Source organism: Nonlabens sp., from assembly GCF_965657255.1.
GTDB lineage: Bacteria > Bacteroidota > Bacteroidia > Flavobacteriales > Flavobacteriaceae > Nonlabens.
Genome location: NZ_CBFHNM010000006.1, coordinates 37,468 through 54,358, shown reverse-complemented (window position 1 = coordinate 54,358; position 16,891 = coordinate 37,468). Strand labels below are relative to the sequence as shown.

The 16,891-nt window shown below is 34.5% G+C and carries 16 protein-coding genes; 12 read left to right on the top strand and 4 right to left on the bottom strand.

From position 1 onward, the window contains the following. Positions 1 to 100 precede the first annotated feature (100 nt). Positions 101 to 2,236, bottom strand: a complete 2,136-nt coding sequence (locus tag ACTF54_RS08475; RefSeq protein ID WP_438969148.1) for a YfbK domain-containing protein — start codon at positions 2,234 to 2,236, stop codon at positions 101 to 103. A 324-nt stretch (positions 2,237 to 2,560) separates the two neighbouring features. Here ACTF54_RS08475 and rpsA point away from each other — a divergent pair, with 324 nt between their 5' ends. The 5 genes from rpsA (at position 2,561) to ACTF54_RS08450 (ending at position 7,465) form a co-directional block, all read left to right on the top strand. After that, positions 2,561 to 4,414: a 30S ribosomal protein S1 gene (rpsA, locus tag ACTF54_RS08470; RefSeq protein ID WP_347197422.1), complete on the top strand. Its 1,854-nt coding sequence runs from the start codon at positions 2,561 to 2,563 to the stop codon at positions 4,412 to 4,414. 243 nt (positions 4,415 to 4,657) lie between these two features. After that, on the top strand, positions 4,658 to 5,203 hold the full coding sequence (gene pyrR, locus ACTF54_RS08465) for a bifunctional pyr operon transcriptional regulator/uracil phosphoribosyltransferase PyrR (protein WP_347197423.1): 546 nt from the start codon (positions 4,658 to 4,660) through the stop codon (positions 5,201 to 5,203). Further along, entirely contained in the window at positions 5,203 to 6,138 is a 936-nt protein-coding gene (locus ACTF54_RS08460; protein ID WP_347197424.1) for an aspartate carbamoyltransferase catalytic subunit, read from the top strand. The genes pyrR and ACTF54_RS08460 overlap by 1 nt, the downstream gene beginning before the upstream one ends. Beyond that, positions 6,131 to 6,463 (top strand): ribonuclease Z, encoded by a 333-nt coding sequence (locus ACTF54_RS08455; protein WP_347197425.1) that lies wholly within the window; start codon positions 6,131 to 6,133, stop codon positions 6,461 to 6,463. The genes ACTF54_RS08460 and ACTF54_RS08455 overlap by 8 nt, the downstream gene beginning before the upstream one ends. A gap of 93 nt (positions 6,464 to 6,556) precedes the next feature. After that, the gene (locus ACTF54_RS08450) at positions 6,557 to 7,465 is read left to right on the top strand and encodes a ribonuclease Z (RefSeq protein WP_347197426.1); all 909 of its coding nucleotides are present in this window, start codon (positions 6,557 to 6,559) and stop codon (positions 7,463 to 7,465) included. Positions 7,466 to 7,526: 61 nt separating this feature from the next. Here ACTF54_RS08450 and ACTF54_RS08445 read toward each other — a convergent pair whose 3' ends face one another. Beyond that, positions 7,527 to 8,042 carry a DUF2892 domain-containing protein gene (locus tag ACTF54_RS08445; protein WP_347202068.1) on the bottom strand — a complete coding sequence of 172 codons (516 nt, stop codon included), beginning with the start codon at positions 8,040 to 8,042 and terminating at the stop codon, positions 7,527 to 7,529. Positions 8,043 to 8,414: 372 nt separating this feature from the next. On the opposite strand from ACTF54_RS08445, the gene rpmH reads away from it, so the two are divergent. The 4 genes from rpmH (at position 8,415) to ACTF54_RS08425 (ending at position 13,792) form a co-directional block, all read left to right on the top strand. Beyond that, positions 8,415 to 8,579 carry a 50S ribosomal protein L34 gene (gene rpmH / locus ACTF54_RS08440; RefSeq protein ID WP_082438615.1) on the top strand — a complete coding sequence of 55 codons (165 nt, stop codon included), beginning with the start codon at positions 8,415 to 8,417 and terminating at the stop codon, positions 8,577 to 8,579. A 101-nt stretch (positions 8,580 to 8,680) separates the two neighbouring features. Continuing rightward, positions 8,681 to 11,533: a carbamoyl-phosphate synthase large subunit gene (gene carB / locus ACTF54_RS08435; RefSeq protein ID WP_347202067.1), complete on the top strand. Its 2,853-nt coding sequence runs from the start codon at positions 8,681 to 8,683 to the stop codon at positions 11,531 to 11,533. A 296-nt stretch (positions 11,534 to 11,829) separates the two neighbouring features. After that, entirely contained in the window at positions 11,830 to 12,195 is a 366-nt protein-coding gene (locus tag ACTF54_RS08430) for a hypothetical protein (RefSeq protein ID WP_347197277.1), read from the top strand. Between the two features lie 70 nt (positions 12,196 to 12,265). Continuing rightward, on the top strand, positions 12,266 to 13,792 hold the full coding sequence (locus ACTF54_RS08425; RefSeq protein ID WP_438969147.1) for a serine hydrolase: 1,527 nt from the start codon (positions 12,266 to 12,268) through the stop codon (positions 13,790 to 13,792). Between the two features lie 8 nt (positions 13,793 to 13,800). On the opposite strand, the gene ACTF54_RS08420 is transcribed toward ACTF54_RS08425, so the two are convergent. Together ACTF54_RS08420 and ACTF54_RS08415 are read right to left on the bottom strand one after the other, a co-directional pair. Continuing rightward, positions 13,801 to 14,364 carry a YceI family protein gene (locus ACTF54_RS08420; RefSeq protein ID WP_347197275.1) on the bottom strand — a complete coding sequence of 188 codons (564 nt, stop codon included), beginning with the start codon at positions 14,362 to 14,364 and terminating at the stop codon, positions 13,801 to 13,803. Between the two features lie 5 nt (positions 14,365 to 14,369). Then, positions 14,370 to 14,726 carry a hypothetical protein gene (locus ACTF54_RS08415; RefSeq protein WP_347197274.1) on the bottom strand — a complete coding sequence of 119 codons (357 nt, stop codon included), beginning with the start codon at positions 14,724 to 14,726 and terminating at the stop codon, positions 14,370 to 14,372. 73 nt (positions 14,727 to 14,799) lie between these two features. Between ACTF54_RS08415 and ACTF54_RS08410 the strand changes: the two genes are divergently transcribed. From ACTF54_RS08410 to ACTF54_RS08400, 3 genes are read left to right on the top strand one after another with little or no spacing between them, the layout of a single operon-like run. Further along, positions 14,800 to 15,195 (top strand): OB-fold protein, encoded by a 396-nt coding sequence (locus ACTF54_RS08410; protein WP_438969146.1) that lies wholly within the window; start codon positions 14,800 to 14,802, stop codon positions 15,193 to 15,195. Positions 15,196 to 15,214: 19 nt separating this feature from the next. Beyond that, positions 15,215 to 15,982 carry a choice-of-anchor V domain-containing protein gene (locus tag ACTF54_RS08405; protein ID WP_347197272.1) on the top strand — a complete coding sequence of 256 codons (768 nt, stop codon included), beginning with the start codon at positions 15,215 to 15,217 and terminating at the stop codon, positions 15,980 to 15,982. A gap of 58 nt (positions 15,983 to 16,040) precedes the next feature. Next, positions 16,041 to 16,886 carry a DUF5777 family beta-barrel protein gene (locus ACTF54_RS08400; protein ID WP_347197271.1) on the top strand — a complete coding sequence of 282 codons (846 nt, stop codon included), beginning with the start codon at positions 16,041 to 16,043 and terminating at the stop codon, positions 16,884 to 16,886. Positions 16,887 to 16,891 lie beyond the last annotated feature (5 nt).

Genomic DNA, 16,891 nt, shown 5'->3' with positions numbered 1-16,891 from the left:
AAAAATAAAAATAGAACTTTAAAAATAAAACCTCGCAGATGAAGAACATACTTCTGGCTTTTAAGTCATTCTTTTTATCTGATTTGCGAGGTTAAAAACTTTATTGTCCTGAATAAAAACGAATATCTTTATTATAATCCCGATATGATTCTACCAGTCTTATAAATTCTGCTCTGTAGCCATTTTTATCTTTTCCTTTCCCTTTTTTAGCAAGTTGAACAACATCTTCTAAAGTTGTCTCATTATAGTAGCTAGAATTTCTCAATTGCATTCCAAACATGGCTACCGCAGCAGCAAATTGCATGTTGTCGTCTGCTCTTGATGTTTTGTTGTTTTGAACAAATTCCATGAGCATACTCTTTTCACCATCAGGTTTTTTATAACGCAGTTTAACAGTAAATAATTCGTTATTAAAGTCTTTTGAAAAAGAAGTGTTGGTGTATTTCAAATCAGTCAACTCCTTTAAATGTTTACTGTCTTTTCCTGTAGGAATGATTTCATATAATGCAGTTACCGTATGTCCTATACCTAATTCTCCTGCATCTTTTGTGTCATCAACAAAATCTTCTGTATCAAGTAATCTGTTTTCATATCCTATTAATCGGTAAGCAAGAACATTCTTAGGATTGAATTCTACTTGTAGTTTGACATCTTTTGCAATAGTATAAAGACTACCGTTAAACTCTTTTCCAAAAACTTTATGTGCTTCTTGAATGTTATCAATGTAAGCATGATTACCATTTCCTTTGTCTGCTAGAGTTTCTAATTTTGAATCTTTATAATTGCCATATCCCATTCCTAAAACTGATAAGAACACACCACTTTTTCTTTTCTCTTCAATTAACTTTTCCATCGCCTGGTCACTAGATGCGCCTATATTAAAATCTCCATCTGTGGCAAGAATCACTCTATTGTTTCCATTTTTAATAAAGTTTTCTTGAGCCACTTTATAGGCTAACTCTATTCCTTGTCCTCCAGCAGTAGAGCCGCCAGCGTCGAGGTTTTCTAACGAGTTGATGATTGTTTCTTTGTCAGCACCAGAGGTAGGTTCAAGAACGATTCCTGCTGCGCCAGCATACACTACTATAGATACTTTGTCTTGTTCTCTTAATTGTTCTACCAAAATTTTAAAAGCAGATTTAAGCAATGGCAATTTATTTTGATTTGACATAGAGCCAGAAACATCAATTAAAAAAGTTAAATGCGATGCTGGTAGATCATCTTTATTGATGTCTTTTCCTTGTAAACCTATTTTTACTAATTGGGTTTCTTTGTTCCATGGGGTTTTTGATACTGCGGTATGCACGGCAAAAGGATGATCACCAGTAGGTTGATCATAGTCATAATTAAAGTAATTGATCATTTCTTCAACTTTTACAGCGTCAGGAGCAACAGTCTGTCCGTTATTAATCATGCGACGCACATTACTATAAGAAGCTTTGTCTACATCTATAGAAAACGTTGAAAGCGGTGAGGTGCCTACTTGTTCAAATTCGTTTTCTGCTATGTTTTTATAAGATTCATTTTCAAATAAATCTCTGATTTGATGCATCACTATCTCAGCCTCATTTAGTTTTATATCTTTTTCTGTATCAATTAGGATAACTCCATTTGTACCACGATTACCATAAATGGCAGTTGCTGATGCGTCTTTCAAAACGGTAATACCAGAAATATCTGAGGGATTTAGGTTCTTTAATTCCTTTTCAGTCATTGTTTTTCCATTGATAACCACAAGAGGTTTCTTTCTTGAATTTATAGAAGCTGCTCCACGTATCTGGATAGTGCTATTGGTTCCAGGTTGTCCATTTGCGTTTTGAATTCTTATTCCAGCCGTTTGCCCTGATAAACGTTGTATTGCATTAGTGTTAGGTCTGGTAGTATTAGTAGAAGAAGCTTTGCTACTATTTTGCTTATTATAGTTTCTATATCCAGTTACAATAACTGCATCCAGACTACTTGAAGTTAACTGTATATTTATGACCATTTGATTGCCCACTAGAATCTCCTGTGAATCATATCCAGTGTAGCTAAATACTAGAATATCTTCAGGTGCAGCTTCAATAGAATAATCGCCATCAAAATTAGTTGAGGTAAATACGCTAGAACCTTTAATTGTTATAGTGACACCTATAACTTCATCGCTATCTGGACCTGTCACTTTACCAGTAATCGTTTTTGCAAAACAGCCTGTTGTGATTAACAGAAATGCTGTAAAAAGTAGAATAGTTTTCATAACTTGAGTTTTAATTGTTATTTAAAACTACTTCTCATTTCAAACTCTAAAAATATAGAATGAGTCAACAAGTACTTTGATTGAGTGAAAACTAGAATTGACCTAGATATCTGATCTTAGTTCCGCTTTCGCGAAAGCGGAATAATTACCATTATTTTGAAGTGAATAGGAGTAGGAAAACTTAAAAAAAGAATGTATTTTTGCAAACCCAAATCGAGAATAAGGAAACCGATTGGGAATCAAAACTTTATAAATAATTCTTCTAGAGAAGTTCTATCAGTTTCCACGCCCTTTAGAATACAAAATTAATCAGCACCAATTATTATGGCTGAAGAAACAAACAAACAAGAACTTGAAGTTGCGCAAGATGGCGCAACTGATACTCAGGTTCAAGAACAAGTAGAGAAAGCAACCGCAAGACCTACATCTCCACAACAAGAAGACCCAACTGCATTTCTAGACTCTTTTGACTGGGAACGCTACAGTGAAGGTATTGAAAAAGTTGATGAAGAGCAATTACAAGCATTTGAAAAGTTAGTATCTGACAACTTTGTTGACACAATAGATAGTGACGTTATTGAAGGTGTAGTGATCAAAATTACGGATCGTGATGCTATCATTGATATCAATGCAAAGTCTGAAGGTGTTATCTCTCTTAACGAGTTCCGTTACAACCAAAACCTTAAAGAAGGTGATAAAGTTGAGGTTCTTGTAGATGTACGTGAAGATGCGACAGGACAATTAGTTCTTTCTCACCGTAAAGCACGTCTTATCAAGGCTTGGGAACGCGTTAATACGGCACATGACACTGGCGAGATCGTTAATGGTTATGTAAAATGTCGTACTAAAGGTGGTATGATTGTGGATGTTTTCGGTATTGAGGCATTCTTACCAGGTTCACAAATTGATGTGAAGCCTATCCGTGATTACGATCAGTATGTAGATAAAACAATGGAATTTAAGGTGGTGAAAATCAACCACGAATTCAAAAATGTTGTTGTATCCCACAAAGCGCTTATCGAGGCAGATATTGAAGAGCAGAAGAAGGAAATTATCTCTCGTCTAGAAAAAGGACAAGTACTAGAAGGTGTTGTGAAAAACATTACTTCTTACGGTGTATTTGTTGATCTAGGTGGTGTTGATGGATTGGTACACATTACGGATCTTTCTTGGTCACGTATCAACCACCCTAATGAGATTGTAGAATTGGATCAAACGCTTAACGTTGTAATTCTTGACTTTGATGAAGATAAGTCGCGTATCCAGTTAGGTCTTAAGCAATTAGAAGCTCACCCATGGGAAGCTCTTTCTGAAAAGATCAAGCCAGGTGATAAAGTAAAAGGTAAAGTAGTTGTAATTGCAGATTACGGTGCATTTGTAGAAGTAGAAGAAGGAGTTGAAGGACTTGTTCATGTATCTGAAATGTCATGGTCTACGCACTTAAGAAGTGCTGGTGACTTTGTAAAAGTAGGTGACGTTATTGATGCAGAAGTACTTACTATAGATAGAGAAGATCGTAAGATGTCTCTAGGTATGAAACAACTTCACCCAGATCCATGGACGGATATTACTACTAAGTATCCTGTAGGTTCTAAGCACTCTGGTACGGTAAGAAACTTTACTAACTTTGGTGTATTTGTAGAACTTGAAGAAGGAGTAGATGGATTAATTTACATCTCTGACTTATCTTGGACTAAGAAAGTGAAGCACCCATCTGAGTTCTGTGCAGTAGGAGATACACTAGAAGTAGTGGTTCTTGAACTAGACGTAGAAGGACGTAAATTATCATTAGGACATAAGCAGACTATGCCTAATCCATGGGATAAATACGAAGGTGAATTTGGTGTAGGAACAACTCACGATATTGAAATAGATGAAACTGTAGACAAAGGTGCTGTAGTGAACTTTAATGAAGATATCTCTGTGTTTATTCCAACACGTCACTTAGAAAAAGAAGATGGTTCTAAATTGAAGAAAGGTGAGAAGGCGCAAATCCAGATCATTGAATTCAACAAAGAATTTAAAAGAGTAGTAGGTTCTCATATGATTCTTCATAAAGAAGAAGAAGCTAAGAACGTACAGCAAGCCGCAGCTAAGTCTGCTGAAGAGTCTAAGCCTACTTTAGGTGATGCTAACTCTAAGCTACAAGCTCTTAAAGATAGAATGGAAGGAAAATAAAATTCTCCTTTTAAATATTCAAAACCCTTATCATTTTAATGATAAGGGTTTTTTTATTTCTAAAATTCAATAGATTGAAGACAACATATTATTCAATAAATATGATTTTTATCATCATACATTCTAATATAGAATTTTTTTGCTCCGTAAAATAAAAATGTAAGTAGGTTCACAGATCAAAATTCTTATCTTTGTTAAAATTGTGGGTAATGTCGCCTATAGTTTTGAAATTAAATTGGTTTCATGAGTCAAAAATTACTTCTCGACGCTGCAGCTCTGGATATCATTCTTCACAGGCTTGCTTGCCAATTAATTGAAAATCACGATACTTTTGAAAATACCGTCCTAATAGGTTTACAACCTAGAGGTAAATATTTATTAAAAAGGATTGAGCATTTGCTGACAACCAGCTATAAGATAAAAAAATTAGAAACTGGTTTGTTAGACATCACCTTTTATCGCGATGACTTCAGAAGAAATGAAGAGCCTTTAAAAGCAAACTCCACTGAAATTAATTTCGTTGTAGAAAATAAACGTGTAGTTATTGTAGATGATGTATTGTATACAGGAAGAAGTATACGCGCTGCGTTAACAGCCTTGCAATCCTTTGGAAGACCTGATACTATTGAGTTACTAACTTTAATAGATAGAAGGTTTTCAAGACATTTGCCTATTCAGCCAGATTATAACGGTCGTCAAGTAGATGCTATAAATAACCAAAAAGTGAAGGTACTCTGGAAAGAGAATGGAGGAGAAGATGCTGTTTACCTTTTAAAAAATGAAGACTAATGAGTGAGTTGAGTGTTGATAATGTCTTAGGGATTAAATATCTTACCGTTGAGGATATCAATCTGATTCATAGAACTGCAGACCAGTTTAAAGAAGTTATTAATAGACCTATTAAAAAAGTACCTTCTTTAAGAGATATTACTATTGCAAACCTATTCTTTGAGAACTCTACTAGAACTAAGCTTTCCTTTGAACTTGCAGAAAAGCGCTTAAGTGCAGATGTAATTAACTTCAGTGCAGCGCAAAGCTCTGTTAAGAAAGGAGAAACCTTAGTAGATACCGTGAACAATATTCTAGCTATGAAAGTAGATATTGTTGTTATGAGGCATCCTAATCCAGGTGCAGGAGTGTTTTTATCAAAACACGTAGATGCTAGAATAGTAAATGCTGGTGATGGCGCACACGAGCACCCTACACAAGCTTTATTAGATAGTTATTCCATTAGAGAAAAGTTAGGAAGTTTAAAAGGTAAAAAAGTAGTTATTGTAGGTGACATATTGCATAGTCGTGTGGCGTTATCAAACATTTACTGCCTTAAAAAGTTAGGAGCTGAAGTTATGGTATGCGGTCCTGCAACTTTATTACCTAAGCATATTGAATCTTTAGGTGTAAAAGTAGAACTTAATCTCAAAAAAGCTCTCAAGTGGTGTGATGTGGCAAACATGTTACGTGTTCAAAATGAACGTATGGATATTTCTTATTTCCCAAGTGTTCGTGAATATGTACAACAATACGGAGTGAATCGAGAATTATTAGATAGTATCAAGAAAGATATTGTAATTATGCATCCTGGACCTATTAATAGAGGTGTAGAAATAACCAGCGATGTTGCAGACTCTGACCAAGCCATTATATTAAATCAAGTAGAAAATGGAGTTGCCATACGTATGGCAGTACTCTATTTAGTTGCCGCAAAAATAAGACGCAATGATTAGTGAAGAACATGAGAATTATACGCTCCTTAAAGATGAGCGAGACGATATAAAAGAGTTTGCTATATTTTTAGGCCGTATTTATGACCAATTTCAGGGTAAAAATTTGGTAATTGATTTATTGCAATATGAAAAAGCTTCATTAATGGACATGATTTGCTTCCTGGAATTAAGTAATAAACATAGGGCAACAAAACATTCTTTTGTCATTGTAAATACAGCGTTGTCGATGGATGAAGTTCCTGAAGAATTGATGATTGTTCCTACCATCCATGAAGCACAAGACGTTATAGGAATGGAAGAAATGGAACGCGAGTTAGGTTTTTAGAAGAGTATATATACTTTTATATAGGTCAGGTTTTACAGTTTTTACTTTAAGACGAAATGAATGCTGTATTTTCACAGCACAAAACAACTTTAATTGAAACTAACTATACTAGGTTGTCATAGTGCCACGCCTAAAGACAATGCGCGTCCTACCGCTCAAGTTTTAGAAATAAAAGGGCATTTGTTTCTCATTGATTGTGGTGAAGGTACGCAAATGGCATTGCGCAAAAACAAAATCAAGTTTGCGCGTATCAAACATATTTTCATTTCACATCTTCATGGTGATCATGTGTATGGTCTCATTGGACTGATATCAACATTTTGCTTATTAGGCCGCGAATCTGAGTTAACGATTTATGGACCTAAAGGAATCAAAGAGATGATTTTGATTCAATTAAAATTGGCCAAGGTTTATACTTCTTTTGATTTACGCTTTCGCGAAAGCATTGAAAATACACCAAATTTGTTACTAGAAGATGATGCTATTACAGTAACTACTATACCTCTAGAACACCGTGTTTTTACTCATGGATTTCTCTTTCAAGAAAAACCAGGCGATCGACATTTAGATATTGTTGCCTGCGAGGAATACGGAATAGACCATGCCTATTACCGCAAGATCAAACAAGGACACGATTTTGCTTTAGATAATGGTGAAGTGATTCCTAATGAAGAGCTAACAATGGATGGTGATGTGCCTAAAAGTTATGCATTTTGCAGTGATACAGTTTATAAAGAAGACATTGTACCACAAATCACTGGTGTTACTGCTTTGTATCATGAAAGTACTTTTTTAAAATCACACGAGCATTTATGTGAAAAAACAAAACACAGCACTGCAGAGCAAGCTGCAACTATCGCTAAAATGGCAAAAGTAGATACTTTGATTATCGGCCATTATTCTTCTCGATACGGCGATTATGAGTTATTTAGAAAAGAAGCGATTCAAGTATTTGAAAATACAGAATTAGCCAAAGATGGAAAGGTTTTTGAATTTATTTAATGTAAAGTAAAAGCCCAATCGCAAGATTGGGCTTTGTTTATTTTATATTTTCTAAAAAGAATTAAACCTTCTTCATTTGCTGCTTCATCATCTTGATTTGATCGTTCAGCATTCCATGTTTATCTAATTTTTTTGCTTCGGTAAGTAGGGCAGTAGCTTCACGTTTGCGACGCTTCATCATAGAAATACCAGCAAGGTTTAATTTTGCAACGGCAAGATCTTGATCCATGCTTAATCCTAATGAGATGGCTTTCTTAAAGTATTTCTCTGCTTTAGTCATGTTCTCTTGTGAGATCATTAAACCATGTAGGTAGTTGTAATAACCTTGTTGTTTTTGAACCAATGCTGTTTCTGGATTAGATATTTTATCCAACCAATTTTTTGCACCTGGGAAATCTTGCTTTCTTAACTTCCAAAAGGCAAGCAATATCATTTCGTTTTTGAAATATAGAAAAACGAATATTGCGGAAAATAGAATTAAGAAAATTCCAGTAAGAATCTCGTTTCTAGTAAATTGATATATGGCATAAGCTACGATTAACGCAGTGATGACTAATTTGATGTTTTTATTAAACATTATATAGTTTGTTTTAAAGTTTGCAAAGATAAGGATTTAGTACGTTTTACTTAATAGTAGCAATGACAGTTTTCAGAAGGTTGTAGTCGTTTTTGTTTAAGTTCGACTCTAGTGAAATGAAACAGATAGGTCTCATAAATTTTAGTAATGTATTGTATGATTTTCACCTTTATAAAACGCGGTAAGAACCTTATTAAATTTAGCAGCTTTTTCGATATTGACAGTCTATATAAATCTTATCTTTACCCAGATAAATTATTTTCAAAAAAAAATCACTTAACTATTGTATGTAATAGAAGAGTTGCTATATTTGCAGCCGATTAAAAATTAAGGTTTCAGCACCTTTTTATATACAGATACAGATTTCAAGCTATGGCACAGAAAAGAACATACCAACCGAGTAAAAGGAAAAGAAGAAACAAGCACGGTTTCAGGGAGCGCATGGCCTCTGCAAATGGTCGTAAAGTTCTTGCACGTCGTAGAGCAAAAGGACGTAAGAAGTTATCTGTTTCTACTGAAAGAAGACACAAGAGATAATGATTTATCTTTAATTATATATTAGGCGTTAATTCTTAGAATTGACGCCTTTTTTTGTACCCAAAAATCACGATATTTAAGCTCCTGAAAAACACACTACAATGCCAAAAAGAAAAGACCTCAAATCCATTTTATTAATAGGTAGTGGACCGATCATTATCGGTCAAGCATGTGAATTTGATTATGCTGGCTCACAATCATTAAGATCGCTAAGAGAAGAAGGAATAGAAACTATTCTTATTAACTCAAATCCTGCGACGATCATGACAGACCCTTCTATGGCAGATCATGTTTACTTATTGCCATTGAATACAAAATCTTTAAGAAAAATTCTTAAAGAACATCCGCAGATTGATGCGGTATTACCTACAATGGGTGGTCAGACGGCATTGAATTTATGTATAGAAGCTCAAGAAAAAGGGATTTGGGAAGATCATGGTGTAGACTTGATAGGTGTTGATATTGATGCTATTAACATTACTGAAGATAGAGAAAAGTTTAGAAAGTTGATGGGTGAAATAGGAGTAGGTATGGCACCGCAAGCTACTGCTACTTCATTTTTAAAAGGAAAAGAAATTGCTCAGGAATTTGGTTTTCCATTATGTATTCGTTCTTCTTTTACTTTAGGTGGTGCAGGAGCAGCAATTGTTCATAAAGAAGAAGACTATGATGAGTTACTGACTATGGGACTTGAGGTTTCTCCTATTCATGAGGTCATGATTGATAAGGCACTTTTGGGCTGGAAAGAATACGAATTAGAATTATTACGTGATAAAAATGACAACGTTGTAATTATTTGTACCATCGAGAATATGGATCCTATGGGAATCCATACAGGAGACTCTATCACAGTAGCACCAGCGATGACTTTGTCAGATCGAACTTTTCAAAAAATGCGTGACATGGCCATTCATATGATGCGCAGCATAGGGGAATTTGAAGGTGGCTGTAACGTGCAATTTGCAGTGAGCCCTGATGAAAAAGAAGAAATTATTGCCATTGAGATCAATCCGCGTGTGTCTAGATCTTCAGCATTAGCGAGTAAAGCGACTGGTTATCCTATAGCAAAAGTTGCTACTAAATTAGCTCTAGGATATACACTTGACGAGTTGAATAATCAAATTACTGGTAATACTTCTGCTCTTTTTGAGCCTACTTTAGATTATGTTATTGTTAAAATACCACGCTGGAATTTTGATAAATTCGAGGGAGCAGACCGTACTCTAGGTCTGCAAATGAAAGCGGTAGGAGAAGTGATGGGAATAGGTCGCTCATTTCAAGAAGCATTGCATAAAGCCACACAATCGCTAGAGATTAAACGTAACGGTTTAGGAGCAGATGGAAAAGGCTATACCGATTACAATCAAGTGATTGAAAAATTAACCAATGCAAGTTGGGATCGTGTATTTGCATTGTATGATGCAGTTGCCATGGGAATATCGCTAGATCGCATCTTTGAAATTACAAAGATTGACATGTGGTATTTGAAGCAGTTTGAAGAACTGTTCTTATTAGAAAAAGAAATCGGGAAGTTTGAAGTGAGCACGCTTTCGCGAAAGCTACTACTAGAAGCTAAACAAAAGGGATTTGCAGATCGTCAAATCGCGCATATGTTAGGGTGTTTAGAATCTGAAGTTTACAATTTACGTGATGAAATGAACGTAAACCGAGTATATAAATTAGTAGATACTTGTGCGGCAGAGTTTAAAGCAGATACACCTTACTATTATTCTACTTTTGAGGCAGATATTGAAACTGCCGATGGAAAACGATACACTCAAAACGAAAGTATTGTTTCTGATAAAAAGAAAGTAATCGTTTTAGGATCAGGACCTAACCGAATAGGTCAAGGGATTGAATTTGATTATTGTTGTGTGCATGGAGTTTATGCAGCGCAGGAATGTGGTTATGAAACAATCATGATCAACTGTAATCCAGAAACTGTTTCAACTGATTTTGATACAGCAGATAAATTATACTTTGAACCAGTATTTTGGGAACATATTTATGACATTATACGTCATGAAAAGCCAGAAGGTGTTATCGTACAATTAGGAGGACAGACAGCTCTTAAACTAGCTGAAAAGCTAGATCGTTACGGTATAAAAATCATGGGAACCAGTTATCAAGCTCTTGATCTAGCTGAAGATAGAGGATTGTTCTCAAAGATGTTATTAGAGAACGATATACCATTCCCAGAATTTGCAACAGCAACAACTCCTGCAGAAGCACTTGCGGTTGCAGATAAATTAAACTTTCCTATTCTCGTAAGACCTTCTTATGTGTTAGGTGGACAAGGAATGAAAATCGTTATCAATAAGGACGAGTTAGAAGAACATGTAGTAGATATTTTAAGAAAAATACCTAACAATGTTTTACTACTCGATCACTATCTAGATGGTGCGATAGAGGCAGAAGCAGATGCTATTTGTGATGGTGAAAATGTTTACATCATAGGTATTATGGAGCACATAGAACCTTGTGGTGTCCATTCTGGAGATTCAAATGCATTGTTACCACCTTTTAATCTAGGTGATTTAGTGATGCAACAAATTAAGGATCATACTAAGAAAATTGCACTTGCTTTAGATACGGTAGGATTGATTAATATACAGTTTGCGATCAAAGATGAGAAGGTATACATCATTGAGGCAAATCCACGTGCGTCTAGAACGGTTCCATTTATTGCAAAAGCTTATGGAGAACCTTATGTGAATTATGCTACTAAGATTATGTTAGGTCACAATAAGGTTACCGATTTTGACTTTAATCCTCAATTAGAAGGTTATGCAATCAAGCAGCCTGTATTTTCATTTAATAAATTCCCAAATGTTGATAAGCGTTTAGGTCCAGAAATGAAATCTACCGGAGAGAGCATATTATTCATAGACAGTTTAAAAGATGATGCATTTTATGATTTATATGCAAGACGTAGAATGTATTTGAGTAAGTAATTTACTTATGCAGGTGTCAAACTGAGCTTGTCTAAATTGATTTAATATCTGGATTTCAACTCGTCCTAGACAAGCTCAGACTGACAGCGTGTATCCAGATGCCAGTTCAAGCGGTTGTAGAAAACGTTTATCTATCAGCAAAGATGGTACTTTGTAAAAAGGTTTTCGATTATCGCCCAACCGTGCATTTTAAATTTATAAATCAAAGCCCTAAAAGTTTTAAGCTTTTAGGGCTTTTAGTTCTTAATGTTTTTTAAAGTATTTGATTTTGAAATTCTTAGTTTTTATATTTAAACATGAAAAAAATAGATAACATCCTCAAGCATACTCAGAACTTAAAGGTCATCATCATTGTATTTTCAGTGTTGTTTTTGAGTTACTGTATTTTAAATTATGGTTTTCATGAAGTTCATGATCAACTTTTTGGTAATCATATGAAATCTATTTATTTCATTGGTTTAGGTCTACCGATTACAGGTTATGGGATATGGTATGTTCTTCAAGTCGCGCCTATGAGACAGGTTTCAAAAACAAACAAAGTTCTGGGATTACTCTTTTTTGGGATTATTGGGAAATGGATTTTGCTAGCTTTTTTGATTAAATTGCCAAAGAAATTGAAAGAAAAAGATTCTAAATTCAATTTTTGTTCTGAAGTTTATTAATTTAAAAGTGAATTTTCTCGCTTTCGCGAAAGCGAAACAACCAATATCTTCCTATCTCAAAAACCATTACATGAAAAAGATTTTATTTCTCTCCATTCTATTTATTTCTACATCACTTTTTGCTCAAAACGTAGATTACAAAACCTTAGATAAATATATCTCACAAACTCAACAAGATTGGAACATTCCAGGATTGAGTGTAGGAATAGTAAAGGATGGTAAAATAGTATTTGAAAAAGGCTACGGGAAGATGAATGTCAATGAAAACCGAAAACCAGATGAGCATACTATTTATGCCATTGCTAGCAATACCAAGGCATTTACTGCAGCTATCATAGCACAACTAGTAGAAGAAGGAAAGGTCAATTGGGATGATAAAGTACAAGATTATTTACCTTATTTTGAAGTGTATGATCCTGCAATTAGTAAAATGGTAACTATAGAAGATTTACTTAGTCATAATGTAGGTTTAGGTACATTTTCTGGTGATGGAATATGGTATAAAAGTGAGTTGACCACTGAAGAAATTGTAAAGAGAATCAAATTTGTACCACAAGCTTTTGAATTTAGAGATGGCTATGGTTATTCAAACTTGATGTTTATCACTGCAGGTGCATTGATTGAAAAAGTTACTGGTAAGAGTTTCAAAGAAAATGTAACAGAACGTTTTTTGAAACCATTAGAAATGGATAATACAGTTGTGAGCATTAAAGATTTTGATTCTAATACAAATGTAGCAACTCCTCACGCGATGAATACAAATAATGAGAACTATGTCATTCCATGGGTAGGATGGGACAATGTACAATCTACTGGTGGTATTATTTCTAGTGTTCATGATATGAGTAAATGGATGATATTTAACATGAATCATGGTGTTACCATAAAAAGCGATACTCTTTTCAATACCAATAGTCGCAATAGAATGTGGAATATCAATAATTCTTTTGGAACAAATCAAGTAAAGAGAAATTCTACTGGAATGCATTATTCTGGTTACGGATTAGGTTGGTTTATAGGTGATTATCATGGTCATTATAGAGTGCGACATGGCGGTGGATATGATGGAATGATCTCTACCGTACAAATGCTACCAGATGAAAATCTAGGTGTTGTTGTGCTTACTAATGGTGTGAAAGCACCTACTAATGCTATTGCTTATTACATTTTTGACCGTTTTTTAAATCGGGATCAAAACGATTGGAGTAAAGAAATGCTAGACAGTTATGATGAATGGAAAGCGAGTGATACTAGGATAGCAGACAGAAAAGCAAAACAAGTAAAAGGGACGCAGCCTATCCTAAAAAAGGAAGCTATTTTAGGAACTTATCATGCAGATATCTATGGTAATTTTGAAGTTATTGAGAAAAATGGCAAACTTAAATTACTTTGGGAGCATACACCTTTGTTAAATAGTACTTTAGAACATTTTAATTATGACGCTTATGAAATAAAATGGGACGAGCCTCAGGCGTGGTTCTCTTTTGGGACCGTAAAGTTTGAAAGTGATGCTTATGGTAAAGTAACTGGTATCTCTTTTGACATTCCTAACGACGACTTCTTCTTTTACGAGATGAATGCTAAGAAAGTGAAGTAATATGCCTACTAATAATTTTTAAACAATTCAGCTTTTACACTTACAAGAACTTCATCCGCAATTTTATCAGAAACAATTTTAGGAATTTCAATTTTGTAATCCTGAGGTTTGATGACAAAATCAGAACTTAATTGGATACTTTTTCCCGTACGATTAATATTGATAGGAATTGAAATATTTTGAGTAATTCCATGAAGTTTTAAAGTTCCGTCTAAAATATAAGTTTTAGAAATATTCTGTGTAATTGCGGTAGCTTTAAAACCGGATAATTTACCTTTTATAATTGCTTTAGGATGATCATCACTTTCTAAATAGTTTTCATTAAAATGCTCTTGCATAAGTGCATTAGGAAAGCGAAATCCGTTAACTAATGCCAAAGCCGCAAGATCACCTGAGTTGACATCCAGAACTATAGTAGTACTTTTATTGATAGCTTCAATAGGCTCAAAGGTATCTACAGATGCTTGAAAAGTAATCGTACCAGTGCGCGTTTGAAATCGTTCGGTTATAACGTCAGAAGAGCTATTAGCCATTAATAGCACAAATGAGAAACAAAATAGGATAGTCTTCATAAGGTTTAATTTTCTAGATAACCGTCAGTTTGCCATTGCAATATCAGGTCAATACTATTTTGAGGTAAGCGTCTGCCTTGTGGCATGAGTAAAGGATCGCCTTCTTCTCTAGTGATACGATCAATAACATTACCATTTTCTGTTGCTTCTCTAAACTGTGCATAGGTACTGTAGCTATTATTTCCTGATGCAAAATTATCGTTGTGACAGGATAAACACTGACTTTCAACAATAGGAAAAACATCAGTGTTGTATTTAACAGTCTCGATTATGGTCCTGTCATTTACAAGGTCTTCAGGACTTGTTTCACTACAAGAAATGAATAAACTCATTAAAATTAAAAATATTATGCTTTTTTTCATAGGGCAATATAAATGATATATGGTAACAAAACTGTGATAAATATGAATTAAATTTACGAATAGTTTATCTACAATGAAAAAAATATTAGTTTTTATTACAGTTCTAATTTTAGTGATTCTTATGGGTAGTTATTTTTATTTATATCAGGATCATAGGGATGTAAGTGCTACAACTGCAGTAAATACTTTTAATTCTAACCAGTTATTGGATGTTTTTCAGGATTCAGTAATTGAGAATGATAAAGAAATACTTGATCAAGTGATCTTGATAACTGGTGTAGCCACTAGCGCGTCTGAATATTCAGTTATATTAGATCATAAAATATTTATTGAGTTTGATCAAAAAAACTATAATGCTTCTAATTACGTAATTAATAAAAACCAGACCTATACTATTAAAGGAAGATGTCTAGGTTATGATGACCTCCTAGAAGAGGTAAGGATAGACCAAGCTATTTTAGAAAAGTAAACTCTATAAACAAAGAACTATGAAAAAAAATTACTCTTTTTACAGCACTCTAACAGCAATACCTATTGCTTTATTTGTACTGGTAGCATTTACAGGTGGACAGCCAGGTCAGTTTTCTGGTTCACCAGGCGATGGAGGTTCTACTTGTACACAATGTCATAGTCCGGGCGCTAATCACGGCGGTACTCCTGTTCTTACTAATGTGCCAACTGCATATGCTGCTGGACAGACTTATAATTTAAACCTCGCTATAAATGGCTCTTCTGTCTCAAAATTTGGTTTTAATATCACCGCAGAAACTGCAGGCGGAACAAAAGTAGGAAGCTGGACTGCAGGCAATGGAACTCGTTTAAGATCAGATAATAATGGACTTACACACAATAGCACCGGTTCTTCAAGCAATAATTGGGATCTCGCATGGACGGCACCTTCTTCAGATCTAGGTGAAGTAACTTTTTATTATGCAACGATCCAAGCAAATAATGCAAATGGTAATGGTGGTGATCAAATGGTTTCTGGTCAATCTAATGGAGTATTGACAAATAATGATGAGCAAATTAGTTCATTTAAACTGTTTCCTACTCATGTAATTAATGATGTGACTATAGAGCTGGCGCATTCTGAACAGGCACAATTAGTCATTTATAACATGAATGGTCAACCAGTCATGCAACGCAACCTTGAAAGGCAAAGTCAAATTAATGTAGCCTCGCTCTCATCAGGAATTTATATAAGTCAGGTTATCGTGGACGATATGATATCTACACAAAAGTTTGTCAAAAAATAAAAATCATTTTTAAATCAAAGCCGTTCTATTTTTAGGCGGTTTTTTTCATTATCTAATTATGAAATACTTTGTAGCCTTATTAATCTTCTTAACCTCACTCATATCTATAGCACAAGATGATCTATTAGAAGGATTGGAAATTGAAGAAGATAAAAAAGTTACCTCTACCTGGAAATCTTTGAAAGTGGTAAATTTTGAAACAACTAAATTAGTAGCGCCTAAAGAATTACAAGTTGTTATTTCTCATCGTTTTGGAAGTGTAGAAAATGGTATTGATGATTTGTTTGGCCTAGATAACGCTATTACCAGATTTCAATTTGTTTATGGACTTACCGACTGGATGCATATAGAAGCAAGTAGAAGTGGTTTTAATAAAACTTATCAACTTGCTAGCAAATTCAAGCTAAAACAACAGGAAAAAGAAGGTTTTCCTTTTTCAATAGCCTTATTCACCGCCATGGATGCAAATACAGAGTTAGATGAAGCTATTTTTCCCAAGGTAGATTTTGTAGATAGGCTGGGATATACGGCTCAATTTATAGTCGCGAGGAAAATTTCTAAGAGATTATCTGCTCAAATAAGCCCTACATTTTTCCATCAAAATTTTGTTCCTTTTGATCCACAGGATAATACACAATATGCATTAGGTTTAGGAGCTCGTTACAAACTTACTAACCGATGGAGCCTTAACGCAGATTATGGAGCACATTTAAATAGAGCAGATGGCAGCCCGTTTGTAAATCCTTTGAGTATCGGTGTAGATTTAGAAACCGGTGGACATGTTTTTCAGATGCATTTTACAAATGCACAGCCTATGTTAACAAATGGTTTTTTAAGTCAAGGTGCTGGTGACTGGTTGGATGGTCGGTTTTACTTTGGCTTTAATCTAGTACGTTCCTTTTAAAAAGA